The sequence below is a fragment of the Pseudoalteromonas sp. NJ631 genome (assembly GCF_000276645.1).
GTDB classification, from domain to species: Bacteria; Pseudomonadota; Gammaproteobacteria; order Enterobacterales; family Alteromonadaceae; genus Pseudoalteromonas; species Pseudoalteromonas piscicida.
The window spans coordinates 354,894-379,713 of sequence record NZ_AKXJ01000002.1; the positions used below are offsets into that span (position 1 = coordinate 354,894).

The 24,820-nt window shown below is 42.4% G+C and carries 19 protein-coding genes; 4 read left to right on the top strand and 15 right to left on the bottom strand.

Features of this window, described 5'->3' with window-relative positions; all coding sequences use genetic code 11:
* The first annotated feature begins 119 nt into the window (after positions 1-119).
* Both A587_RS0106080 and A587_RS0106085 read left to right on the top strand, forming a co-directional pair.
* Positions 120-620: a DUF4240 domain-containing protein gene (locus tag A587_RS0106080; protein WP_017216845.1), complete on the top strand. Its 501-nt coding sequence runs from the start codon at positions 120-122 to the stop codon at positions 618-620.
* Positions 621-828: 208 nt separating this feature from the next.
* On the top strand, positions 829-2,055 hold the full coding sequence (locus A587_RS0106085; RefSeq protein ID WP_232288023.1) for an FG-GAP repeat protein: 1,227 nt from the start codon (positions 829-831) through the stop codon (positions 2,053-2,055).
* Positions 2,056-2,174: 119 nt separating this feature from the next.
* On the opposite strand, the gene A587_RS0106090 is transcribed toward A587_RS0106085, so the two are convergent.
* On the bottom strand, positions 2,175-2,633 hold the full coding sequence (locus A587_RS0106090; protein ID WP_017216847.1) for a hypothetical protein: 459 nt from the start codon (positions 2,631-2,633) through the stop codon (positions 2,175-2,177).
* Positions 2,634-2,793: 160 nt separating this feature from the next.
* Entirely contained in the window at positions 2,794-4,788 is a 1,995-nt protein-coding gene (locus A587_RS0106095; RefSeq protein ID WP_017216848.1) for a methyl-accepting chemotaxis protein, read from the bottom strand.
* 233 nt (positions 4,789-5,021) lie between these two features.
* Here A587_RS0106095 and A587_RS0106100 point away from each other — a divergent pair, with 233 nt between their 5' ends.
* A complete protein-coding gene (locus tag A587_RS0106100; RefSeq protein WP_017216849.1) occupies positions 5,022-5,366 on the top strand; it encodes a hypothetical protein in 345 nt (114 codons plus the stop codon).
* Between the two features lie 33 nt (positions 5,367-5,399).
* On the opposite strand, the gene asd is transcribed toward A587_RS0106100, so the two are convergent.
* The 13 genes from asd to A587_RS0106165 form a co-directional block, all read right to left on the bottom strand.
* Positions 5,400-6,515 carry an aspartate-semialdehyde dehydrogenase gene (asd, locus tag A587_RS0106105; protein ID WP_017216850.1) on the bottom strand — a complete coding sequence of 372 codons (1,116 nt, stop codon included), beginning with the start codon at positions 6,513-6,515 and terminating at the stop codon, positions 5,400-5,402.
* Positions 6,516-6,959: 444 nt separating this feature from the next.
* Positions 6,960-9,647: a TonB-dependent receptor domain-containing protein gene (locus tag A587_RS0106110; RefSeq protein WP_017216851.1), complete on the bottom strand. Its 2,688-nt coding sequence runs from the start codon at positions 9,645-9,647 to the stop codon at positions 6,960-6,962.
* A 77-nt stretch (positions 9,648-9,724) separates the two neighbouring features.
* Positions 9,725-11,395, bottom strand: coding sequence for a hypothetical protein (locus A587_RS0106115; protein ID WP_017216852.1), 1,671 nt, complete (start codon positions 11,393-11,395; stop codon positions 9,725-9,727).
* Between the two features lie 191 nt (positions 11,396-11,586).
* The gene (locus tag A587_RS0106120; protein ID WP_017216853.1) at positions 11,587-12,897 is read right to left on the bottom strand and encodes a tetratricopeptide repeat protein; all 1,311 of its coding nucleotides are present in this window, start codon (positions 12,895-12,897) and stop codon (positions 11,587-11,589) included.
* Positions 12,898-12,918: 21 nt separating this feature from the next.
* On the bottom strand, positions 12,919-13,524 hold the full coding sequence (locus A587_RS0106125; RefSeq protein ID WP_010378710.1) for an energy transducer TonB: 606 nt from the start codon (positions 13,522-13,524) through the stop codon (positions 12,919-12,921).
* A gap of 9 nt (positions 13,525-13,533) precedes the next feature.
* The gene (locus A587_RS0106130; RefSeq protein ID WP_010378708.1) at positions 13,534-13,944 is read right to left on the bottom strand and encodes an ExbD/TolR family protein; all 411 of its coding nucleotides are present in this window, start codon (positions 13,942-13,944) and stop codon (positions 13,534-13,536) included.
* 22 nt (positions 13,945-13,966) lie between these two features.
* Positions 13,967-14,494 carry a MotA/TolQ/ExbB proton channel family protein gene (locus A587_RS0106135; RefSeq protein WP_010378705.1) on the bottom strand — a complete coding sequence of 176 codons (528 nt, stop codon included), beginning with the start codon at positions 14,492-14,494 and terminating at the stop codon, positions 13,967-13,969.
* Positions 14,495-14,496: 2 nt separating this feature from the next.
* Positions 14,497-15,864 (bottom strand): MotA/TolQ/ExbB proton channel family protein, encoded by a 1,368-nt coding sequence (locus A587_RS0106140; protein ID WP_017216854.1) that lies wholly within the window; start codon positions 15,862-15,864, stop codon positions 14,497-14,499.
* Between the two features lie 14 nt (positions 15,865-15,878).
* Positions 15,879-16,628 carry a DUF3450 domain-containing protein gene (locus A587_RS0106145; RefSeq protein ID WP_017216855.1) on the bottom strand — a complete coding sequence of 250 codons (750 nt, stop codon included), beginning with the start codon at positions 16,626-16,628 and terminating at the stop codon, positions 15,879-15,881.
* A 249-nt stretch (positions 16,629-16,877) separates the two neighbouring features.
* Positions 16,878-18,767 (bottom strand): methyl-accepting chemotaxis protein, encoded by a 1,890-nt coding sequence (locus A587_RS0106150; protein WP_017216856.1) that lies wholly within the window; start codon positions 18,765-18,767, stop codon positions 16,878-16,880.
* Between the two features lie 197 nt (positions 18,768-18,964).
* Positions 18,965-19,732: a basic secretory protein-like protein gene (locus A587_RS0106155; RefSeq protein WP_017216857.1), complete on the bottom strand. Its 768-nt coding sequence runs from the start codon at positions 19,730-19,732 to the stop codon at positions 18,965-18,967.
* On the bottom strand, positions 19,732-22,086 hold the full coding sequence (locus A587_RS0106160) for a GH92 family glycosyl hydrolase (RefSeq protein ID WP_017216858.1): 2,355 nt from the start codon (positions 22,084-22,086) through the stop codon (positions 19,732-19,734). Before A587_RS0106160 ends, A587_RS0106155 begins: the two co-directional genes overlap by 1 nt.
* A gap of 145 nt (positions 22,087-22,231) precedes the next feature.
* Entirely contained in the window at positions 22,232-23,506 is a 1,275-nt protein-coding gene (locus A587_RS0106165) for a sugar MFS transporter (protein ID WP_017216859.1), read from the bottom strand.
* A 131-nt stretch (positions 23,507-23,637) separates the two neighbouring features.
* Here A587_RS0106165 and A587_RS0106170 point away from each other — a divergent pair, with 131 nt between their 5' ends.
* Positions 23,638-24,819: an AGE family epimerase/isomerase gene (locus tag A587_RS0106170; protein WP_017216860.1), complete on the top strand. Its 1,182-nt coding sequence runs from the start codon at positions 23,638-23,640 to the stop codon at positions 24,817-24,819.
* Position 24,820: the final 1 nt, after the last annotated feature.

Here is a 24,820-nt window from a genome sequence, read left to right on the forward strand (position 1 = left end):
TGCGCGGGCGAGCACGTTGTGTAACGTACAACCCGCTCAGCAATTTTGCATGGCGGCTTCGATTTACTCTCATTAGGTTACTGGCTATAATCTCGTTTTTATCAAGTTAGATTATGCACATGGAACTCGAACGCTTCTGGCAGCTTGTCACCGCCCCCGATCATTCAAACGATAATGAATATTTAAAAACGCGTTTATCACCGCTAAGTTCAGAAGAAATTGCTCAGTTCGATGCATTATATACCAAAGAGCTAAGAGCACTGTGGCATTGGGATAACTGGAAAGTGGCCTACGTGATTGCAGGCTGTAATAGCGAATATGACTTCTTGGATTTTTGTAATTGGATCATCAGTCGTGGCCCTGAAGCGGTAAGCGTACTCACTGCGGAACCAGATGAATTAGCAAATAAGTTTGCTATACCGAATAAAGACGACCTGCCCTACCCGTTTATTGACGAATTAGATTTAGTTGCTGGGTTGCTTTTTGAAGAAAAAAATCAAGATGAACTCCCGTATCACAGTGTCGTGAACTTTCCGCCGAAAGGTAAAAAGTTTAAAAATAAACCAAAACAGTTAAAGGCTGAACTACCTCAACTTTATGGTCAATATTGGCTTGGATAAGGTTTAGTTTATTGTTTTATATGATGGGTTTTGGTTGTTCTAGAATTAGACGCTGAAACTCATTATTACCATCACCATCGCAAAATACCACCGCTCCAGATAGCCTATCAATCCTTCTCGTCTAACTTACCAATAAAAACACAACCTCTTGTTAAGTCTTTAACAGTGGAATACTATGTTTATCCCTATATCGAAAACAAAAAGAATAATGATGAAAGCCCCCGTTATTTTAAAATACTTCCCTAGTTTGGCGTTAGTGATAGCCTGTCAAAGTATGGCTGTGCAGCAAAAGTTGTTGGCCGATGATGGTAAAGCAGCAGATCAGTTTGGTTATAGCGTAGCGATTGACGGCACAACTGCATTAGTTGGTGCCCACAAAGTGGATGCAAATACGAGTCAGGATACTGGTGCGGCTTATCTATACACGCTAGGTGCGTCTGGCTGGCAGCAACAAGCAAAGCTCATCGCGCAGCCGGCCAAGGCTGGTGACACGCTTGGCGGCAATGTTGCCCTTAAGAATAATATTGCCATGCTTGGTGCGATAAATCGGGACGATAAAGGAGAAAATGCCGGTGCGGTGTTTGCTTTTGAGCGCACAGAAAATAGCTGGATACAAAAACAAATTTTAACCGCCAACGATGCAAAAGCGGGTGATGCCTTTGGACAAAGTATTGCGCTAACCGAGCAATTTCTAGTGATCGGTGCACCACACAGCGATGCGCCACACAAAGACTCAGGCTCAGCGTATGTATACATGAGAGAAAACAATAGCTGGCATTTTCAGTCAAAGTTGACGGCAAGGGATGGCGCTGATGGGGACTTATTCGGAATTAGCGTAGCAATAGATGGCGATACCATTTTAGTCGGCGCAGATTTGAATGATGAAAAAGCAGAAAAAGCTGGTGCGGTTTATGTTTATCAATTCGATGGTAAAAAGTGGAATTCGCAAGCAAAACTGATGGCAAATGATGCTGGGAACACCGATATTTTTGGTGTTCGCGTGGCTATTTTTGGAGATACAGCCCTTATTTCTGCCAGAAGAGATGATATCGACGGTATAGGTAAAGATGCCGGCTCTGCTTATCTGTTTGAGAGAACAAATGATAAATGGACACAAACTCAAAAATTAGTGGCTCCAGATGCCAAAGCGGATGATAGATTTGCACGCGGTGTTGCGTTAAGTAAGGACATGGCGTTTATCACCGCCATGCACCATGATGAAAAAGGTAATAACGCGGGGGCACTTTATCTGTACAAAAAACAACAAGGCCAATGGCAATATGCGTCTAAGGTATTTGCCAATGATGCCGCGCCAGAAGATAGGTTTGGTTGGAATATTGCGGCTTCTAATAACACCGCCATCATCGCAACTCCCCACCGCGATGACAAAGGAGAAAGCTCAGGTGCCGCCTATATTCTGGATTTGGTGGAATAATAGCGATTGGTAATGTCTGAGCTTTGCTCGTTAAGCTCAGACTTTGGCTGTCCCTCTGACAGGGCTTTGTTAGTTTTCTGTAATATGAAGGCTATTGAGAGCGACTTTTTATTGTCTTATTAACCATTTTGATTAGCGCGACGCATATTGAATAGAATTTTTTCATTAACCTTTGTGCGTGTTTGGAGCTGTTTCACTGATAGTTTTCTCTTTCGCATAGTATCAATGGAAAATTTGTACTCCCAATCATTAATCCAGCCGTTTCGATACGCGTGGTCTACAGCTTCTGCATTGAGTGATTTTTCATTATTTTTTCGCACACGCTTAACAGCTTGGAAGATTTTATCTGAAGGAAGACCAATGAACTTTTTAACACAGCAGTTTCCAACGGTAGCTCTGTGATGATTATGCTTATTTTGTAATATACATATTTCAATGATTGGGAAGTGTCCACACAGACAGCGCTCAGGCTCATCTGCTTCATATATTTGAGCCAGCGACCACTCGAGCTTCGCGACATCCCAAACCGCAGACGCTGATAGGTCTATGATTTCTCTCGTAAGCTTATACTCTGACATATCTCTACCTAATAGTTAACATTCTAGTATTTATACGACGCGTAATTTGTGTTGCATCATCGCTTGTTGGACTGAGCTGCTACATGCTTGGTGTGTCAGAATAGATCTCCAAAACTCTTGGATAATCGTTCTCGCTGAACTCTCGAATATTCATAGGGTGCTAGCTCTTATCAATTTTAAATATATCCATTGTTCGTTGTAGCGTATCGCTATTTAGTTTCATATCTTTAAACAGTTCATTTAACGCTTTCGATGTATCTAATTCATGGTTTGCGGCTTCAAGCACTGCGGCGGTGTTTTGTGATATATCGGCGGCGACTTCTGATTGTTCGCAGGCTGCGGTGGCAACTGAGGTCGTTAGCTTTTCAACATGCGAACTGTGTTCGTTTACTCTGAGGGATACTTTACGCGTTTCTTCTACTTCGTTCATGGTATTTTGTGTGAGCAGTGTGTTTTCTCTGATTGATTTCACAACGCTTTGGCTTATTTCTGACAAGCTAAGTAAGAGTGTGGAAATTTGCTCTGAAGATTGTTTACTGTTGTTTGCAAGTCCACGCACTTCATCGGCTACAACTGCAAAGCCACGACCGTGCTCGCCTGCGCGGGCTGCTTCTATTGCGGCATTGAGTGCAAGCAAGTTAGTTTGCTCAGCAACACTGCGAATGGAGTCCAAGATAGTATTTATCTCAGAAACTTGCTTTTCCATACTCGCGGCCATCTCGTCGACGGCGTTCATACTCGTCGAGAGGGTTTTCATGGTGTCTAAGTTCTTTTGGTTGTCTGCAAGTAACTGCTGTGATTCAATGTTAAGTTGGTCGCTGGCATCCAGTGTATCTTGCGCGAGTTTTGCGATTTCTTGGCTGGTTGCGGCCATTTCTTCTATTGCAACCGCAATGGAAGATGCCATGCCTTGAGTTTTTTGTGCATCTTCATTGACGTTAGAGGCTGCTAAATGCATTTTTTCGCCAAGCTTTGTACCTACCTGTACGGACTTGGCTAAGCCAACCATTAAATCTTTAAACGCATAAATCGTATTGTAAATTGACTCGGAGATTTGCCCAAGTTCGTCTCGCGTGTTTAAGCGCATATCTAAAGTTAAGTCGCCCTCTTCAGCTACGCGTTTTAATATGCTCGTTAATTGTGAAAGCTCTGAGCGTAGTGAGCGAATGAGATGAAAGTTGACGAGCGCGATAAAGCTGAGAACAGCGACAAAAAGCACAAACATTAAGATACTTTCAAATGCGATATCTGCTTTGTTCTTTTGACTATCTTTAATTGTCATTTCCCATACTGAATCGAGTTTGCTCTTGAACTTACCGATTAGACTTGTCGCTGCAGAAAACCACTCGGCACTTGAAGGTAAGCTACTAAAGTCAACTTCCCCTTGGCTTTCAAGAGTATCAAGAATTTGATTGAACACTTTTGCATCGCTTGAAGATAAAATAGTTTGTATGTTGCTTTGGTCTGTACCTTCGAGTGCGGTTTCTAATTGATGTAATGACATCTCTAACTGTTGGCGATAGTACTTGATATCGTCTTTGAGGGTGTCTGACATTGCTTTTTTCGCAAGCACACCATTCACTTTGCCACGGATCTGTCCAAGGCGCTCTTTGCTTTGGGCAATAAGGAAAGCAACAGAAAGTTCAGAAGATAAGGTTCTATCTGATACGTAGGCTTGAATTTTTGCTGCCGTGTTTAATGAAACTTGATTAAGTTTGCTGTAATAAGCAAAGGCATTACTGCCATTTTTCCTGTCGACCTCACCTCTTAGGCGGTGCTTATTGGCTTCCACTTCAAAAATATAAGGTAACCATTTTTGTACATTTTTATCTTTAAGAAACAGTGAAGAGTGAAGACTCTTAAGCGTTGATATTGTTTGGTCGGCAATTTCACGTTGCTCGTCGACTTTTCGTTTGTTATCACTACTTGGATTACCAAGGAATCCTGCCGTTAGGCCACGTTCTACTGCGTGGTGGTGCGCTACTTTCTCAATGGCGTCGAGTAAAACGACATAGTTGATATCTTGATCGGCCGCATTGTACTGTCTCCAGTTATTCAAAACGTTTTTGCCAACTAAAAATAGTAAAAATGCAAGCAGCGAGATAGAACTTATCATCGTGAGCTGCATAATCGAAAATCTTTTCAAAATACCCATTCGTCTCTCCGTAGCGCGAGCGTAGATTATTGTTTAATCAAGGTAACTATAGCCCAACAAAATTAAGGTGAGATATTTTGTAACAAACATCGTAATTGAATTAGCGTTTCGAGGCTGTAAGGATATGATAAATGTTACTTGAAGTAATTTTTCTGAAAACAAATGGTAATGCAGTGTTGCTACCTTCTTGTTGCTGATAATGGTATTGGCGTCAAAATTAAATAGAGGAATGTATGAAAGGATTTATCAAACTAATGTTAGTGAGCCTTGCGCTTATCTCATTGAAGTCATATGCGGTCATATTTACTTGTAAAGGCATCGTGTACGACCTTTACTCAAAAGGTGACAACCGTTATGAAGTAAGGTTTGAGCGTGAGTCTGGTTTCGACCTTGAGCCTGTTGTGATCTATCCAGAACAGCACTATCTGTTAGGGCCTGTACTGGATGCTATCCGTGAAGGTGAAAAGTATCGTACTGTGTATAGCCTTGTTATTGAAAACAGAGATGGCGGGAACATTAAATGCCACGATGGTGAGAGTGAAAACGCCTTAATCGGTCTTACAAAAGTCATCGATTAAAAAAACAAAAGGCGCCGAAGGCGCCTTTTGAAATTAACCTGTAATGATCCTTAACATTCTACGAAGTGGCTCTGCCGCCCCCCATAAAAGTTGATCACCAACAGTAAATGCGCTGATATATTTTTCACCCATAGTGAGCTTTCTTATCCTGCCTATCGGAATATTCAGTGTGCCAGTAACATTAACCGGAGTTAGCTCTTTTGCGGTAATATCACGCTCATTTGGAATAACGCGAACCCATTCATTATGTGCCGCTAGAATTTCCTCAATTTCTTCGACGCTTCGATTTTCACGTAACTTGATGGTGAGCGCTTGTGAATGACAGCGCATCGCGCCAATTCGTACACACAATCCGTCGATAGGAATAGGCTGCTTTGACGAGCCAAGGATTTTGTTTGCTTCTACTTGTGCTTTCCACTCTTCTTTACTTTGACCAGAAGGCATTGGAACGTCAATCCACGGAATTAAGCTGCCGGCCAACGGCACACCAAATTGATCTTGTGGTAAAGATTCATCTTTGATTTTTTCTGCCACTAGCTTATCGATTTCTAAGATGGCTGAACTTGGGTCGTCGAGTTGTGCTTTAACCGAGCTGTGGATCTCACCCATTTGATTGATGAGTTCACGCATATTTCTTGCGCCTGCACCTGATGCCGCTTGATAGGTCATTGGGCTCACCCACTCTATTAAGTCTTGCTCGAATAAACCACCAAGCGCAAGTAGCATAAGAGAAACCGTGCAATTACCACCGACAAAGGTTTTTACACCTTGTTCAAGACCTTGTTGAATGACATCTTTGTTGACAGGGTCAAGCACAATAATACTGTCTTTTTCCATTCTCAGTGCTGAGGCTGCATCTATCCAATAGCCTTCCCAGCCCTGTTCACGCAATGAAGGATATACAGATTTGGTATAATCTCCGCCTTGGCAGGAGATGATAATATCCATTTCGCTAAGCGATTGAATATCGCTTGCGTCTTGAAGCGGCTTTGGCTCACCACCGCCTTTAACAACAGGGCCGAGTTGACCTGCTTGTGAGGTAGTAAAGAAGTGTGGATCAATGACCTCAAAGTCATTTTCTTGCTGCATACGCTCCATTAGCACGGAGCCAACCATTCCACGCCAGCCGACGAGTCCTACTTTTTTCATGTTATGTGCCTTAATTCTTGATTATACGGATCATTGCGTGAGTCGTATGTCTAGATGGCTACCATAGCAAAAGAATACGCGGTGGACTAGCTAGAAATTAGGAATTTAATAAATAAAAAACCCCGCATGGCGGGGTTTGGATACAACATGTAAAGGTTGTCCTAATTAAACGCATTTGCGTCAACAAGAACTCGGTACGAAACGAGCTATGGTTTTGTTTTTAAAGCTCTTAAATAATGTTACTGGTTAAATATGACAAGTATATTAACAACCTAGTAACCTACTGAAGTATTTGGATATATTTTTATATATAGACCAACTATACACAAAGTTACAGAACTTAGTCCATGAAATAATGAATTAGTAGAAAAAAATATCTCGAAGATTGATAAAGATCAAAAAAGCCAAGGCTGACCTTGGCTTTGGTTAAAGCTTAGTTGTTCTTTAGAACTCGTAGCTGTAGCTCAGGCTAACAGAGGTACCGACATCTTTTTGTCGCACCACTACGTCAGATTGAGTTACTTCTTGATCTTCATTTAGCAAGTTCTTGACTTTAAATTTAACTTTAGAGTTAAAGTCAGGATACCAAGTATATACTAGGTCAAGTGAGTTGAATGGTTGCTCATAAGCATCATCTCTACCGCCGATCCCTGAAGCCAAAATACGCTCACCAAAGACGTTATACACTAATGAACCACTGTGTTGACCATCAGCCGAGTCATAGTTTAATTGCATATTAACTACGTACTCTGAGTGACCCGTCATACGCTTCGTTGGGTTGGTTAAGTTACCAGCACGAGCAGGATCTATCGATACTTCAGAATCACTCAGAGTGATATTACCTGACGTAAAGAAGCCACTCGCAAGACCCGATAAGTCGTATAACCATTCGGCTTCAATACCGTATACTTCACCTTCCTCACCGTTTACGAAGGTTGCTGTATAGTCTTCATCACCAACGCGTAAGATGGTTTCTATTGGCGCCGTAATATCTTTATAGAATGCCGCAACTGAGAAGTTATCGCCATTATCCATATAGTATTCAAAGCGCGCGTCGTAGTTTTTCAGGTCACTACTCTTAAGGCCAGCTACACCGAAGGTGCGGATATCGGTTAATGGATCATAGTAGGCAACCGGTACTAACTCACGTAAGTCTGGACGTACAGTGGTTTCACCATAACCAAAACGTACTTGATAGTTACCGTCTGAAAGATACGTTAGCGATAGTGCGTTAAAGAAGTTATCTTCGTTCACTGTACCGGCTAAAATACGCTCCTCGTCGTAAATCGTTTCCATCGTTATGCGGTCGAAGATTAGACTCGATGTTGCAAGTGACACTTGTTTAAAGTCTTCGTAACGAATACCACCACTAATACGCCAAGTATTGTCGAAGAAGATATCAAATTCACCATAGCCCGCATCAATCTTTTGAGCCGCGATATAATCGTCTGCCGCTGGTGCCTGAGGTTCATTGAAGGTCAACAAGAAAGTGTTGTTGTTCAAAAATTCACCGTCAAGATAACCCGATAATCCATAGATCTCAGATTCATCAAAGTTTACTGGGATGGATATGCCACTTTTGTTATTTACAACGAAGTTACTGGTATTGTAAACACGCGCTCTATCCATAAAGTCATAACCACCTTTAAGGGTAATTTCTATGCCCTCGAAGGTTAACGGTAAGGTGACATTGCCGCTGTAAGACTTAACGTTGTCTTCCATGTCTGTAAAAGCGTACGTTATACGGTTATCATCACCGGTAACGATGGAGCTTTTATAAGAACCGTCTTCGTTATAGTTATCAATAAACTTAAAGTCGATTTCTGTTGGAATATCGGTTTGCGCTTTTGACTCTGTATACTGCCAGTCAAAGCCAATCCCCCAATAATCGAGGAACGTGTGTTGACCAATCACTTGGTCGATATCCAATGTGCGTTCTTCGTAATCAAACTGATGCGAACGCTGTGCCGCGCCTGTTCCCGCGATAGTTCTAACGGTACTACCGTTAGGGCTTTGTAACACGGAAAACTCTGATTCGGTTTCGTTATCTTCGAGATAAATCTTAGAATAAGTAATGCTATGCTGATCTAAGCGGTAACCGATATTAAATACACCATTTAGGCGTTCAGTCTCAGTCGTTACTTTAGATTCTTTAAGTGTCACATAACAGGAATTGGCTGTGTCTTCTGCGGTTTCTAGTTTTGAAGTACAGTTTTCAGCTAATGTGTCGTCAATAACGCCTGTTGTACGGTCGCTATAATTCCAATCATTGTCATAGGAACCTGCAAGCATAAAGCCTACCGTGCCGCCTAACCAATCTTCTTGGAAACTATTGCCAATGTTGGCTTTTACATCAAAGTTTGGATCTAGGGACTCTTCTTTGACTTGAATATCGCGAGGAAGTGATGACACAAAACCTTTGATCACGTCAATTGCTTGATCCGCACGTGTTAGCCCGTCTTTATCTTTGAAACCGTTTTTGTCTACAACTTCACCGATGTCAAAGTTACCACGATATCTTACAACTGCATCTTGTAGTACTTGAGGTATACCTTCCGCGGTCCCGCTGTAGGTAAAGCCTTTATCAGAATTAAAGTTTTGGCCAATACCTACCTCAATACCTGCGGTGAACTCCGATGGTACAGATTTAGTACGGATATCGATGTTACCACCACCGAATGCAGCAGGCATTGACGGAGAATAAGCTTTTTGTACCGCTAGACTTTCAATAATGCTTGCTGGAAAAATATCGAGTGGAATAACGTTTCGGGTTAAGTCCGGGCTCGGTACTGCGGCACCATTCAGGCGAGCACTTGAGTAACGCTCACCCAGGCCACGAACATAGATAAACTTGCCGTCAACTAACGTAAGACCGGTAACACGACGTAGCGCGGATGCTGCATCACTATCACCTGTTCTAGATAACTGCTCTGCACCTAAGATATCCGCGACGAAGGCTTGGTTTTTACGTTCTTCAATTACCGCCGCAGCACTACCTTGCAAACGAGTACCTACCGCAACAACTTCTTCGATTGCCTGTTCTTCTTCTGCAACGCTTGGTAGAGAAGTTGCGACTGTGAGTGCCGTACTGATGGCTAAAGCAACTTTTTTAAATTTCATTTGAGTATCCATATGCAATCCTGCCAAAAATCATAAAAAAGGCGCAATGACTGCGCCTTAATTGTAATAACTAAGGTCATTACGGATAATTAGTCAGCGTTTGAAGCCTCAATTGCTTTCTTAACCCACTGATACCATTCAGAAGATGTATCTTTATCAGATACCGCACCAATGTAATCAACAGTCGTGAAGAAGTTATCATCTAGGCTGCTTAGGTCGTTTGCTTCTACAGTGATAGCGGTAGAGCTTGAATTTGTTGAGAAGCCGTCTGCTGCAAGTACGTCAGCAGCACCGTTTAGAATTTGGTTAGAACCTGCGTTAACAAACCAGTCTTCTTTACCTTCACCTGCAGGTAATGGCTCAGAACCATTTTTAAAGTTCGCTGCACAAGCAAGTACAGAGCTTACATAATTAAGCGTATCAGCTTCAGCGTTTGCCGCTGCATCTGGGTCTTTGAATTCTAGACATTCAGTGCCATTTGAAGCTTCAGCTTTTACGATTAGCGTGTTGTAGTACATACCACGGATAGCATCATCAAACTTCATGCCTTGTGATGCACCATTGTCGCGAATAGAGTTACCATCAGTTGTTAATACAGTTACGTTAGCAAAGTTAAGCGTAGATGCCGGTGCTTGACTATAATCAGGACCTGCTGCTTTTTCACCATCGGTTTCAAAACCGTTATTACCCATGAAGCCTTCTGTACCTGCAGGGATCAGTACCGCGTCGCCTTTATCATCAGCATAAGTAACGTCACGTTTAGTTTTAATCGTACCGTGCTTAACAACAATAAACTGACCTTTACCTTGCCAGCCCGCATCAACGTCGATACCATCATCTTGAGTATCTGTTACTACGATATTTTTGATGTTTGCAGCACCACCGAAGAATTCGATACCATCGTCAAAACCTTGGTGAATGTGAAGGAATTCGAAGCTTGAACCAGAACCCACAGCATTCAGTGTTAGTGAGTTTAAGTCGTCCCCAGGGCCGCCATCACGAGGGCCAGAACCTGCATACCAAATGTGTGCATATTTGATTTGACCGCTGCTATCTGCGTTGTTTTTACCGCCATAGTAGCTTGTTACACCTTCAGAATCAGCATTACAAAGGTTGCCATCGCGCTCTGCATCAGTACATTCATTTGTGATACCAAAACCGTTAACCATGATACCACCCCAGTCAGCAAACTGTGGACCGATACCTGCTAGGTTAAATGCGTCAAATTCTGCTGCTGAAGTGAAACGAATCGGCTCAGCTGCAGTACCAACTGCGTTGATTTTCGCACCACGCGCGATACGAACCACAGACTCACCAGAAGTGAATGCCATTACTGCACCTGGCTCTACAGTTAGTGTTGGGCCGTTCGCCTCGATTGTACAACCTGTTGACGTGTTACAATCTTTACCGATTAAAAGTGCACCTTTGAATACGTGAGCGCCACCATTCTCAAGCTTTTTGAATGTCACATCAGCTTGTACTTCTAGTGATTTAGAAGCAAAGTCAGTGCCGTATACACAGTGTGGTGCTTGGAACGTACCTTGAACTTCAGTGCTTCCTACAGCGCGAGTTGTACAAGGGTTAGTTGTGCCTGTATCGCCACCTGTATCACCGCCTGAATCGCCATTGTTTGTTGTATTGTTTGAATTGTTAGTGCTGTTATCGTTTACAGTAGGTGTAACTTCGATGTCACCACCACAACCAGTAAGTGCCATAGCAGCGACGATTGCAGAGACTCTGAAGAGGTTTTTTAGTTCCATTGCTAACTCCAATAGTAGACTTTTAAAAAATTATTTTTTTACTGTGTTTAAATGATGTGACTAAATTAATGGGGTTTTATTACACGAAGATTACACAAAATAATTGTAATTAAATCTTCATAATAAAAATTGGAACTTTTAAAAATAAAAAAACCGCCCGAAGGCGGCTTTGGTGTTGCGATTATAAAATATTATAATAAAGCTTGTTTTAATGTTTCAGCATGAACTTTTTCTCGCTTCACATATTTAATCCATTGTTTAGCGAGGTTTGCTGATTTTTTGTGCTTTTCAGCTTGTTCGAATGCCAATATAGAAGCATCAAAGTTTTGCAGGTTAAACTGTGCCATTCCAAGTGCAACATAGGCGTTAGACTCAAACGTTAAATCGCCTTTATTGAGCGCAAGTCGTGCGTGATCTGCAGCTTCATCATATTTTTCAAGATTTAAGTAGATCTCTGCAAGTCTCTGATCTAAATTGCCATGTTCAACTTTTTCAGTTGCAGCTAGGAAAAAAGGTAGTGACTTTTTATCTTCTCTTGCTTGAACGAAAGCTTCTGCGATAAAAGTTAGGTTTTTGGCGCTGTCTTCAACGACACCTGCTTTTATTCCGTTATCGAGTGCTTCCGCTGCTTTAAAAGGCAAGGCGTTCATTAAATAGACTTGAGCAAGTTGCATATAATCAGATTTTGATTTTATAAAGCCCCTTTGCTTCGCAGTTTCAAATGTTGCAAGCTGTTTTTTCTCTGCACCTATCTCACCGTACATACCGCCAAGCTGGATCCAGTATTGTGGTTTGTCATAAAGGGTAACCATTTTCTCTAAAACATCCGCTACTTTTTCCGGCTGATTTAATGAGTAATATATCGCACGTTGAAGAACTAACCAGTTTTCTTTTGGTAGTTCACCGTCGGCTTCAACTAAATCAATCGCAGTATTTATATTGTTTATCGCATCATTATATTTTTTTAGTTGATATTGTGCTTGCGCCTTTAAAATATAAAAGTTACTTTTTGGGGCCTGCGTATTAACTTCTTTCCACTGATCAAGGAATGATAATGTACTTTCAAAATCATTGTTTGCCATGGCCAATTGAGCCAAACTAAATGTCGTAGAAAGACGCAGGGACTCAGGAATAGATTCTTCCGCAATAACTGCTTTGAAAGATTCGATGGCCTTGTCGAGCTTGTTCTCGTTGTAATAAATAAAACCATAGAAGTTATACATCATTGCCACTTCGTAGCTATTCATACTCGAAACGCGTTCTTTCACCGAATCTAATGCGGCGAGGCCTTCTGCAACTTGACCGTCGTCTGCAAGTTTTTGCGCGCGAGCCAGTTGACTGTACACTTTTTCGCGTAGCGCGGGCACACGCTTGGTTTTAGTTTCTGAGTCTGCATAAGCCGTTGCCAAATTAACATTTGGTATGACCGAAATGAGACTCGGTGCTATTAAACCTGTGCTAAATAACGCACTTATTAACGTAATTTTTTTAAATATTTTCATAATCGCAATCCTTAATGGCGGTTAGCCATTAATTTGAAATGAAATCTTATTTTGAACACCCGCAACTTCAACCGGTTCACCGTTTACGACACGAGGTTTGTATTTAAATTTCAATGCTGCATCAAGCGCTGCTTGGTCAAAGATTGATTCCGGTTCGGCGCTTACTACAACAGGGTTTCTCACGGTGCCTTGTTTAGTTACAATGAACTCAACAATCACATACCCCTCAATTCCGCGTGATAACGCACGTCTTGGATATACCGGCGCAACTTTAACGATTGGCAGATATTCACCATCACTGGACTCAAGTGCTAAACCACCCGCCAAATCTACGTCAGCGTCCACATTGGCACTGAAATCAAAGTTGCCGCCTGTTGCGTCAAGATTGTTGTTCTGCGTTTGTGGTGCATCCATTGGTGGAGGCGGCTCTTTTGGTGTTGGTGGCTTTTGTGGCTTACGCTCTTTTTTCTCCACCGTCTCTTCTTTTTTAAGACGGACGAAATCTAGTACTTGTCCTTTTACAGGATCTGTCATTGCTCCCTCCCCTCCTTGGATAAGCGCTTGCATACCCAAGAAAAGGAAAAAGGTAACTATGCCTGCAATTACTAAAGCAATTAAGTAACGCATGGTATGTTCCTATGACTCCTGTGCGGCAATCGAAACATCAAATGCGCCAGCTGCGCGTGATGCATCCATTACTTTAATTAGCGTGTCAGTAGTTGCCTTTTTATCAGCTTGGATAACCACACTACCCTGCGGGTTTTCCGCTTTAAGACGCTCAATGTTTGCTTGAACTGCACGGATGTCTACTTGGCGTTTGTTAATCCAAATTTCACCAGTATCTGAAATTGCAACCAGGATATTGGCTCTTTGCTTTTTCACTGCAGTGGCCGCTTCTGGGCGGTTAACATCAATACCCGCTTCTTTAACGAAAGAGGCCGTTACAATAAAGAAGATAAGCATGATAAATACAACGTCCAGCATTGGCGTCATGTTGATTTCTTCTGCTTCTTCTTCTTGGAATACTTTTGCAAGTGGTGCTCTCATAATTCTTTCCTCACACGACCAATTAATGGTCTAGTAGCATTTTATCTTCTAACAACTCAACTTCACGCTTGGCTTTACGCTGTAGGTAGGTCGATGCAAATACACCAGAAAGCGCGCCAACCATGCCTGCCATTGTCGGGATAGTTGCTTTTGATACCCCTGATGCCATCGAACGTGCACTGCCTGACCCGGTGATCGCCATTACATCAAATACTTCAATCATGCCGGTTACCGTGCCTAGGAGTCCTAGTAAAGGACACAGTGCCACCATGACATTGATATATGGTAAGTTGGCGTTGAGTTTGATCCCTACGCGAGAGATAGTTGCTTGTCTTATCTGCTCTGCGTTCCAACTGTTACGCTCATTTCGAGAGTTCCAAGCTTGTAGGACTTCGTTTTTGTAGCCTCTGTATTTACCGAACACAAACATGAAGCGCTCGAGAATAAGTAGCCACATGGCGAAGGTTACGAAGCCGATGACCAGGAGAACCTGGCCACCTGTATCAAGGAATTCACGTAAAGCGTTAATTGCATCAAGCAATAAAACCACGATTACGCTCCTTTCTCGCTACGCTCAGCAATGATCCCCGCGCTCTGCTCTTGAAGAATAAGGAGCAAGTTACGAGAACGTGTGTTTAGTAGTGTGTAAAGGAATACGGTTGGGATAGCGACAACCAGACCAAGTACGGTGGTTACGAGGGCCTGAGAAATACCACCAGCCATGAGTTTAGGGTCGCCCGTACCAAACAAGGTGATTGCTTGGAAGGTGTTGATCATACCGGTCACTGTACCTAGTAGACCAAGTAGAGGTGCTACGACTGAAATAATTTTGATTAAAGTCAGGTTACGAGTGATCTTTGGCATCTCTCGAAGTATTGCTTCGCTTAACTTAAGTTCTAGCGTATCGTAAGCCACATCTGGGTATTGCTCTTTCACTTTCATCACTCGACCTAGCGGGTTGTCGTCACGGGCAACATTATCTTTAAGCTGACGATTGATTTTAGAACCCATCAACATGAGTGATACAAAACGCTCAATTGCAATTAGTAGTGCCAGTAAACCAACACCTAGGATCACGTAACCTACCGCGCCACCTTGGTGCACTTGTTCTTCGGTATTTGGCGCTTGTACTAGTAGACCGAGAATTGAACCGCCTGTTGGGTCAAGGGCAAAATCAACAGAACCTGTCTTCGCACTTTGTAATTCTCCCGCTGTTGAGGTGAAACGAGACGCTGGCTGACGAGTCAGTTCAGAAAGTGTTTGTGTATCGTTGTTGTAAGTCAGGTATTTACCATCAGCGATTAAGTTAAATGCACCAACGCGAAGCACTTCTTTATTTTGCTTGGCTCCACCGGCTACGATAACTTCGGTATTAAAGCGCGATACTTTACCTTGCTCTGTCATTTCACGTTGCATCTCAAACCAGACTTTTTCAATGTCTTCGATTGATGCTAGACGCGATGTTGAGCCCATCTTTTTCGCAAGCTCAGTCATGTAATCATCACGACCTTTAATTTCAGCTGATACAACTGAAGTTGCGAACTTATTTGAACTATCGCCAGCTACTTGCTGAAGCACACCGAATAGCTCTTTTAATGTACCCATACGCTTGCTAAGGGTGTCACTTAGGTTGGCCAGTTTAATTTCGTTTTCTTCGAAATTGGTTTCTAGACGTTCAGATTTAGCCAACGCTTGGTTACGTTCACCCGTTAACGCATTCAACTTTTGGATTTGGTTGTTTTGCTGCGCTTTGAACTCGGCTTCACGTTGTTTGTTTTGCGCCGTTTGTGCGGTTTGCCCTTGTTCTAAGGTTTTAAGTAGTGAATCTAAATCTAATGCTTGTTCAGCATGGGCAGATGCGGTTAACGCAAGTGTTGTTGCGAAAATAGCGTGTTTAGTGAATTTTTGTACGAATTTCATAGTGGTCTCACCTATTACTCTGCAGCCTGAACTGGAAGCGTTAACATGTCAGGTGCTAACTGCTTACGTGCGATACGAATGCCTTTATTGATTTGGCTGATGTTGGTATCTGGTAATGCGTCAAAAGTGTTACTGTCTTTGTTCCAAAAACCAGCTTGGCTGCCATCTTTTGTGACATAAAGCAGCTCAAGACGACCAATTCGTAGGAAATCTACTTCACGTTCTTGTCCATTCACGTCAAGTAATGAGGTGTAAGCTTCGATAGTTCGTCCGTAGTCCACTTCAACTTGGTAAGCTTCAAGTACGCGGCGGAACTTTTCGCTTGATGAAATATCAGCACGGTCCATCAAGTTAGTTAACTGAGTAATACGCTCAGCACGCTCTTTGGGAAGGAAAGGCACATCTAATTCAACGAACTGTTTCAGGCCTGTGATCATGCGCATCATGAGAGGTGTGATTTGACGCTCGATCACCGAAACTTGGTCCATAGAGGTGTTAATTGCCGCCATTTCTTCAAGTTGGTTTTTGATTTGTTTTTCTAATTGAGCGTTGTAAACAGATAGGCCGTCGATTTCTTTGTTCAACGTCTTGAACTTTTGCAAACGAGACTGCATATCGTCTGCAATACCATCGATTTTCCCTTGAGACTTTAATGCAGATTCATTGATAGCTGCACTTTTGTCCATCGCTTGATTTAATTCTGTTGCTCCGGCAGAGGCCGTAGCTAGCATACCTGCTATAAGCAAGTGGTTAACGCACTTCATCGCATACACCTTATAAATTATTGCTAGTTGCTAAAAAACTGGGTGCAGTCTAGTTACGAAAAATGACAACCATGTTGCGCAACTAATACACAAATGTGACAGCTGTCATTGAAATTACATTAATCAATTAACTTATTGGTTTTAATGGGATTTTGTTGGTTAATGAGATGTTGCAGGTGTTTCGTGTCATAAAAGGATCACAAAAAAGCCGCTTTTGTTAAGCGGCTTTTAAGCTCTAGTGAGATGGCGTTAGACTCTAAACTTGAGCACCATTTGTTCTAATTCGTCGAACTGTAGTTTCAATGACTTACACTCTTCAAGGGTTGCGGTTAGGTTATTGCTGCCTTGCAGGCTGAGGTCACTAATATGATGAATGTCGCTATCTAATGTTTGGATAACAGTGTTTTGCTGGTGGGTGGCGCTGGCAACTGCATGGTTAACGCCGTCTATGGCATCAATCGAATTGCTCACCTCTTGCATTTTAGTACCTGAAGCATTGGCTCTATCGGCGCTTCTTGCTGAGTCTTCTAGGCTTGCTTTCATTACGGCCACAGCTGAAGCAGAACCTTGTTGTAGTTGTGCAATAGTGCTTTCGATTTCTTGCGTTGACTCTTGCGTGCGCTGTGCCAATTGCCTTACTTCATCGGCAACGACGGCGAATCCACGTCCAGCCTCACCAGCCCTAGCTGCTTCAATGGCTGCATTTAACGCTAGTAAGTTGGTTTGTTCGCTAACTCCTTTAATCACCTCAAGTACTTGCCCTATGCTGCCTGAGAGTTTATCCAATCCATCCAGCGTGTCTTGTGCTTGAGACATTTTTTGTGTCAGTGAAGCGATTTCTTCGATATTTTGAGTGAGTGAATGTTGGCTTTCAATCGAAAGCTTGTTGGCGTTACTGGCAAGTTCTGAAGCATGGGTTGCATTGTTTGAGATCTCTTGTGCACTTGAAGAAAGCTCGTTGATGGCTGTCGCGACGCTATCGGTGCGCTTTGACTGATCTGTATACATAGATAAGGTATCTTGCGTTTGCGCAACCAAACTATTCACGACGTTTTCAAGTGTTACTGTAGTATTTTTTACCTGCGTAATAGAAGCGTGAATTTTGTCGATAAATTGGTTGAAATAATCGGATAACTCGCCAAATTCATCTTGATTTTCTACAACTAATCTACGAGTAAGGTCACCTTCACCTTGGGCAATGTCTTTGATGGCCGCGTTGAGATTGTACATCGGGCGCATCAGATACTTAAGCAATAGTTGTAGCATCACCACAATAGCAATCACGCCAAGTAGCATATAGATAGCAGCCATATTTCTAAAAGAAGATACGGACGAATAGGCAATTTCTTTATTAATGACAACACCAAGATACCAGTCGACATTTTTAATGCCTTTCATTTTTACAAATGAAACGAGCTTTTCTGTGCCATCAATTTCAAGCTCCGTGAAATCCCGATTTAATGACAGGCGTTTACCAAACAGCTCTGACATCGGCTTGTCATTCAGTTTGGTATCTGGATGGCTGAGTATTTTACCGCTTTCATCAAGTAAAAAACCGTAACCAAACCCTAAAAAGTCAATTTCGTTGATAATTCCAGTGATGGTTGACATGTCGATGTCCCCCCCTGCAACACCTGCGAAACGGCCTCCTTGTTTTACCGGTACAACGGCAGAAATAGTGAATTCGTTGGTGGTAACGTCGATATAAGGTGCGGTAAATGCTGTATCTTGTTTTTGCTCAGCGAGCTTATACCAAGGGCGGCTAGTCGCATCAAAATCAGCAGGAAGTTGGATACTTGGATCGTCCAACACAAATGTACCATCTGGCGTGCCAATAAAAACGTTTTTGAAATCCCCTGCAGTGTCTGCGGTTTTTAACCGTCTTCTTATCTGTTCAGTGGAGTCATCAGTTCTATGTCCATCAGCAATCGAGACTACGATTTCAAGTCTATCATTGAGCCAATTGGCGATATTTTGTGAAACCGAGCTGGAAATCTCTTGTAAAACCAAGGTAAGCCTAGCTTGAGTTTGGTCTCGCATAACGAGAAAGTTGTTTACGGTAAATAAGCCGAGCACAATCACTAACACAAGGGAGGCTGCTACGGTTACTTTGGTGGTGAACTTTAGCGCTTTAAACATCATGATCCTGTTGAACTTGTTCTTTTCTTCAGCCAAGCAATAAACTCGTTGGCCGATTGTTATTAATAGACTTAGGAACTGGGTTCCTTTGTAACTATTTTTATCAAAAACTCAAAGGTTTGTCTTTGATTATCGGCAGGAAATGAGAGAGGTTTAGTGTGAATGTTAAATAAAGGTGAGTCTAAGCTCACCTTGCGTTACAGTAACGACGCTTGATAATGTTGCCAAGCAGTATCTAATTTAACACCTGCTGATTGCTCGAAGTATTGCCAGTCCCACTTTATGTCGTCATGTGGGTCCAACTGAGCATTGATCTCCTGAAGTAGGTCTCGATTACTTTGCTTCGATAACCAATCGATAAAGAATGCAGTATTTTTATAGCCATCTTTATAGTTGCCACCAGGCTTTTGGGTGTCATCAGGAATATAGCCAGCTTTTAGTCTAACAACATCTGCTATTCCCTCAATGATTGGCCCTATTTCCTTGTAATTATGATCATCTAGCTGATAAGCATGGGCAATTTCATGATAGAGAATACCGATAAGTTCGTCGACTGATTCTGTTTCGCTGTGTGATTTAGAAAAGTTTTCCATGTAATTCGCACTAATATGGATAATTGCACCGTTAAAATCGCCCTCTTTATATGCAACTCCTTTTAGGTCTTCAAAGACAATATGGAGTGTTGGTAATTTAGGCGCGCTTTCCGTCTCCTTATACAACAATCTGGCGACGTTATAACTTATCTGCTCTATTACTTTGTTATCAATTTCTTGCCATGCGAAATGGTTAATTTTAGTTGTTTTGCTGAGCGAGACGGCAGGCAGGGGAAATTGACGCCATGCTAAGTCTGACTGAAACGCGATGGGTTTTAATTGCGCTGCGGCATTATCGATGTCATTTGCAAGTGCGAACGGCGCACTTGCAAATGTGGTCATAGCCGCAAGAAATATTCCTGCTTTAACCATTATTTATACTCCGACAATGAAGGCGGTCTTTGCGTTTTGGATTGACCCCATACTTTATTCGGCTTGCTAGACATTTGATACTCCAATGTACCACCATTCATAATGTCGTTATGTGTGATGTAGCTACGCTTAAGCGGTTTTCCATTTAATTTAATGGATTTGATGTATTTGTTTTTATCACTGAAATCTTTAGCAACGGTTCTAAATGCTTTGCCGTTTGCAAGTTTCAACGTAACTTCTGGCACTTGAGGCGCGCCAATCGCGTAGCTTAGGTCGCCTGGCGCAACAGGATAGAAGCCCATCGCAGAGAATATATACCAAGCAGACATCTGACCTACATCGTCATTACCTGCAAGGCCATCCGGTTTGTCTGAGCTTAAGGTATCCATGATCTGACGAATACGCTCTTGGGTTCTCCACGGTTTACCCGCGTAGTTATATAAATAGGCAATATGATGGCTAGGCTCATTACCATGGGCATAGTTACCAATCAGGCCTGCAATATCTTCGTGCTCTTTGATCATCTCTTCAGAAAGGTGGGTATCAAACAGTGCATCTAGACGCGCTTCAAATACATCGTCACCACCCATTAATTCAATCAGGCCAGCAACATCATGCGGAACATAGAAGCTATATTGCTTCGCGTTACCTTCGGTGTATGGACCCATGTATTTTGCTTCAAATGGATCAAATTCGGGATCCCAGTTTCCTTTTGAATCTAACCCTTGCATGTAACCTGTTTCTTTATTGAACACATTTTTATAGCTCATCGCGCGGCGGTAATAGTCTTTCGCTTTGCTGGTATTGCCCATCGCTTCATACATTCTTGCAATGGCAAAATCATCGTAAGCATATTCAAGAGTGATAGAAATAGACTCAGGAAGTACGTCCATTGGTACATAGCCAAATTTCTTGTATTCAGGGATGGCGTCATACACTGGATTGTTAGCCGTGTTTTCAATCGCTTCTACTGCTAAATCAATATCGTAATCTCTGATCCCTTTTAGATATGCATCGGCAATGACTGACACCGCATGATAACCAATCATGGTCCATGTTTCGTGGGCATGGAACGACCAAATAGGTAACATTTTTTCATAGCTTTGCTGATAATGTACCAGCATCGATTGGATCATGCCGGATACGCGGTCTGGGTCGATATAAGTGAGTAATGGATGTAATGCACGATAGGTATCCCACAACGAGAATAAGGTATAGTGCTCGAAACCTTTGCCGTCATGAATTTCACCGTCAACGCCTCGATATTGGCCATTGACATCTTGGTAGATATTAGGCGCTTGTAGCGCATGGTAAAGCGCAGTGTAGAACTGACGTTTTTGCGCTTTGGTGCCTTCCACGTCGACTTTATCTAAATAATTTGCCCATTGAGACTTGGCATTAGCGCGAACGGTATCAAAATCCCAATTTGGCACTTCAGTTTTAAGATTCTCTAATGCATTTTTTCGGCTAACTGCAGAAAGTCCGACTTTAACTAACAGCGGCGTTTTGTCTAGATCATCAAAGCTTGCAACAAACTTAACGGCTTTACCTGCTGTCATTTTTACTGCGGTATTCTCAATCGTAGAGTGTTTGCTGTCTTTTCCTAAGCAATTCATACAACGATAACGGTTGTTGTCTAGATTATAAAACTGATAGTCAGTGATAGGTTTTGAAAACTCGATGGCAAAATACATTTGGCGGTTACGCGCCCAGCCATTAGTTGCACGGTAAGCAACCAATGTGGTGTCGTTTATTTTGCGGATGTCACTCCAAATCACTTTGTTTTCAAAATTATAGATTGCAGAGGTTAAATCAAGCAATACATGGCCTTGTTTTGCTTTGTTGAAGCTGTATTTATGCATACCCACTCGCGTGGTTGCTGTGACTTCGGCTTTCACACCATAGTCGAGTAAGTCAACGCCATAATAGCCAGGCTCAGACCATTCTTGGTCATGAGAAAAGCGTGAGCGATACCCTATGTCAGGATTTTCAGCGGTACCAGCATCGAGTTTTACTTCGCCTGTCATTGGCATGATCAGCAAGTCGCCAAGATCTGAGTGACCAGTACCAGAGAAATGCGTATGGGAGAAACCAACAATAGTATGGTCGTCATAGTGGTAACCGGCGCAGCGCTTGTAGATTTCTGGTTGAGGGGAAACACCGCGCATAGGGTTATCTGTATCTGGGCTTAATTGCACCATACCAAATGGGACGACAGCGCCTGGGAAGGTGTGGCCATCACCGCCAGTACCAATGAAGGTATCGACCCACTGTGTATTTGATTCAGTGGCGTGAACTGTTGCGCTTAACAACACACTTTGTGTGATTGCCAACGCCCAAGTTTTAGCTCGCATTACTCTCTCCTAGTTTTTGTTTTGAATTGGAGCGTTCCAATTTTATTTTATAATACCCTTTATGAATACGTATTCAATACTCTGCGACGAAAAAATTATGCAATAAAAAAGGCGAGCTATGCTCGCCTTGTAAACTTTCGTTAACTTAATTCAGTTTTGCTTGCCACTTTTGCGACAGCTTAACCACGTTTAATCCGTACCATGCGATGTAGACATAACAAAGCAATGGCACAATAAAGCTGATCTGAATATGGAACTTATCTGCCACGACACCTTGAATGAGCGGCACAATAGCACCACCGACAATGGCTAAACACAGCCAACCAGAACCTTTACTGGTTAATGAACTTAAGCCTTCTATTGCCATTGAGAAGATTGTCGGGAACATGATGGAGTTAAACAAGCCAATCGCGAGCACGGCAATCATCGCAATGTTGCCACTGGTGCTCATGGTCAATGCCAGTAATAAAATGATAACGACAGCGTTAAAAGCCACTGCTTTTGAAGGTGCAATGGTCTTTAAGGCTGCAGAGCCGATAAAGCGTCCTACCATAGCACCGCCCCAGTAGTAACCGATAAGTTTGGCTGCGGCATGTTCTTCAAGTCCTGCGATTTCAGGTTCTGCAAAGTAATTTACAAGGAAACTTCCAATCGCAACCTCTGCACCGACATAACAGAAAATAGCTACTACACCCATTACTAAGTGTGGCGCTTCAATTAGGTTATGGTGTTTGGCTTTACAATCGACCGCTTCAGTATGCTCAGCAATGACGGGTAACTTTAAAAACGCGAATACAACGGCGATTGTAAGTAGCGCAGCTGCCAAAATAAGATAAGGTACTTTGACACCCTCTGCGCTTGCCGCAGCTTCAACGGTTAACGTACCGGCTGAGCCAAACAATAAAAAGCCACCAACGATTGGGCCAATAGTGGTACCTAATGAATTAAGCGCCTGAGCAAGGTTTAAGCGACTTGATGCAGTGCGAGGATGACCGAGTGCTGCTACATAAGGATTCGCTGATACTTGCAAAACAGTGATACCAGATGCAAGCACAAAAAGCGCTGAGAGAAAAATCCAATATTCGTGAACAACAACGGCAGGATAAAACATGATGCAGCCTATAGATGCCACGATTAATCCCGTTAGTACGCCATTTTTATAGCCAAAGCGCTTGACTAAGTATCCAGCAGGTAAAGAAACAATAAAATAGGCACTAAAAAAGCAAAACTGGATCAGCATTGCTTCTGTGTAGTTAAGGTCAAATACGCCTTTTAGGCGTGGGATGAGGACATCATTTAAAACGGTGATAAATCCCCAAAGGAAAAAAAGCGTTGTCATTGCAATAAGCGGAAGTCGATAATTATTATTCTCGGTATTCCCGCTTGTGACGAAGGTTTGATTTGTATTTATTTCGCTCACAAGTGATACTCCAATCTGTTTTCACCTTGATTCTACACACTGTTACATGAAAATCACAAATGTTTTGTTGGATCGTTCCATGTTTTATCTGCTAAAGTAACGGAAATGTTCAGCAGTAGGTTAAAAGTTAGATGAATTTTAGAACAACGCAATTTTTAGAAGCACACATTAAAAAGACGCTCAGCTTTTACGCACCAAATTGCGTGGATGAACGTGGTGGCTTTAATCACTTCTTCAAGGATAATGGCGAGATTTATGATGCGAATACGCGTCACTTAGTATCAAGTACCCGCTTTGTCTTTAACTATGCAATGGCCTATGACTATTTTAAAGAGCCAGCTGACTTAGACAAGGTTAAGCATGGTATTGATTATTTAGAAACCGTTCATAGACAAGAAAATGGCGGCTATGCATGGCTGATTGAAGGCGAAAATGTGGTAGATGGCACTAACCATTGTTATGGCCTCGCCTTTGTTTTATTGGCTCATGCCTGTGCGCTTAAGGTTGGTTTATCAGAGAGCAAGTCTACAATTGAACGAGTATGGCAGCTGTTAGAAGAGAAATACTTTGAGCCTGAGTTTGGGCTTTATAAAGACGAATTCGATGCTGACTTTTATCAGGCAGATAAATACCGTGGTCAAAATGCCAATATGCATACCTGCGAAGCGCTAATAGCCTGCTATGAAGCAACACAGGATGAAAAGTTTTTACAGCGTGCATATTTGCTTGCCGACAATATGGTAAATCGTCAAGCCGCTAAGGCTGAAGGGCTAATTTGGGAGCATTATGATAGTCAATGGCAAGTCGACCTTGAGTATAACAAAGACGATCCCAAACACTTATTCAGACCTTGGGGATTTCAGCCTGGTCATCAAACTGAGTGGTCAAAATTATTATTGCTGATTAACCGCTACATGCCAAAGTCATGGCTTGTGGAAAAAGCCGTGCACTTGTTTGATGAGTCATTAAAAGCTGCTTGGGATAATGAATTCGGCGGAATTTGCTACGGTTTTGCGCCGGATAAGTCAGTTTGCGATGATGACAAGTACTTTTGGGTTCAAGCTGAGTCATTCGCTGCGGCGGCGTTACTAGCACTTGAAACAGGTGATGAAAAATATTGGCAGTGGTACGACAGAATTTGGCAATATGCTTGGGATAACTTCGTCGACCATGAATACGGTGCTTGGTATCGTATTTTGAATAACAAGAACGAAAAGTATAGTGATGAAAAAAGTCCGGCGGGCAAGACCGATTATCACACCATGGGTGCGTGTTACGAAGTCCTGCGTTCAATGAAGTTAAAAGGTGAATAAC

Excerpts from the sequence above, each read along its gene's own strand:
- A587_RS0106080 (WP_017216845.1), top strand. The coding sequence starts at position 120 with ATGGAACTCGAACGCTTCTGGCAGCTTGTCACCGCCCCCGATCATTCA.
- A587_RS0106085 (WP_232288023.1), top strand. The coding sequence starts at position 829 with ATGATGAAAGCCCCCGTTATTTTAAAATACTTCCCTAGTTTGGCGTTA.
- A587_RS0106090 (WP_017216847.1), bottom strand. The coding sequence starts at position 2,633 with ATGTCAGAGTATAAGCTTACGAGAGAAATCATAGACCTATCAGCGTCT.
- A587_RS0106095 (WP_017216848.1), bottom strand. The coding sequence starts at position 4,788 with ATGGGTATTTTGAAAAGATTTTCGATTATGCAGCTCACGATGATAAGT.
- A587_RS0106100 (WP_017216849.1), top strand. The coding sequence starts at position 5,022 with ATGAAAGGATTTATCAAACTAATGTTAGTGAGCCTTGCGCTTATCTCA.
- asd (WP_017216850.1), bottom strand. The coding sequence starts at position 6,515 with ATGAAAAAAGTAGGACTCGTCGGCTGGCGTGGAATGGTTGGCTCCGTG.
- A587_RS0106110 (WP_017216851.1), bottom strand. The coding sequence starts at position 9,647 with ATGGATACTCAAATGAAATTTAAAAAAGTTGCTTTAGCCATCAGTACG.
- A587_RS0106115 (WP_017216852.1), bottom strand. The coding sequence starts at position 11,395 with ATGGAACTAAAAAACCTCTTCAGAGTCTCTGCAATCGTCGCTGCTATG.
- A587_RS0106120 (WP_017216853.1), bottom strand. The coding sequence starts at position 12,897 with ATGAAAATATTTAAAAAAATTACGTTAATAAGTGCGTTATTTAGCACA.
- A587_RS0106125 (WP_010378710.1), bottom strand. The coding sequence starts at position 13,524 with ATGCGTTACTTAATTGCTTTAGTAATTGCAGGCATAGTTACCTTTTTC.
- A587_RS0106130 (WP_010378708.1), bottom strand. The coding sequence starts at position 13,944 with ATGAGAGCACCACTTGCAAAAGTATTCCAAGAAGAAGAAGCAGAAGAA.
- A587_RS0106140 (WP_017216854.1), bottom strand. The coding sequence starts at position 15,864 with ATGAAATTCGTACAAAAATTCACTAAACACGCTATTTTCGCAACAACA.
- A587_RS0106145 (WP_017216855.1), bottom strand. The coding sequence starts at position 16,628 with ATGAAGTGCGTTAACCACTTGCTTATAGCAGGTATGCTAGCTACGGCC.
- A587_RS0106150 (WP_017216856.1), bottom strand. The coding sequence starts at position 18,767 with ATGTTTAAAGCGCTAAAGTTCACCACCAAAGTAACCGTAGCAGCCTCC.
- A587_RS0106155 (WP_017216857.1), bottom strand. The coding sequence starts at position 19,732 with ATGGTTAAAGCAGGAATATTTCTTGCGGCTATGACCACATTTGCAAGT.
- A587_RS0106160 (WP_017216858.1), bottom strand. The coding sequence starts at position 22,086 with ATGCGAGCTAAAACTTGGGCGTTGGCAATCACACAAAGTGTGTTGTTA.
- A587_RS0106170 (WP_017216860.1), top strand. The coding sequence starts at position 23,638 with ATGAATTTTAGAACAACGCAATTTTTAGAAGCACACATTAAAAAGACG.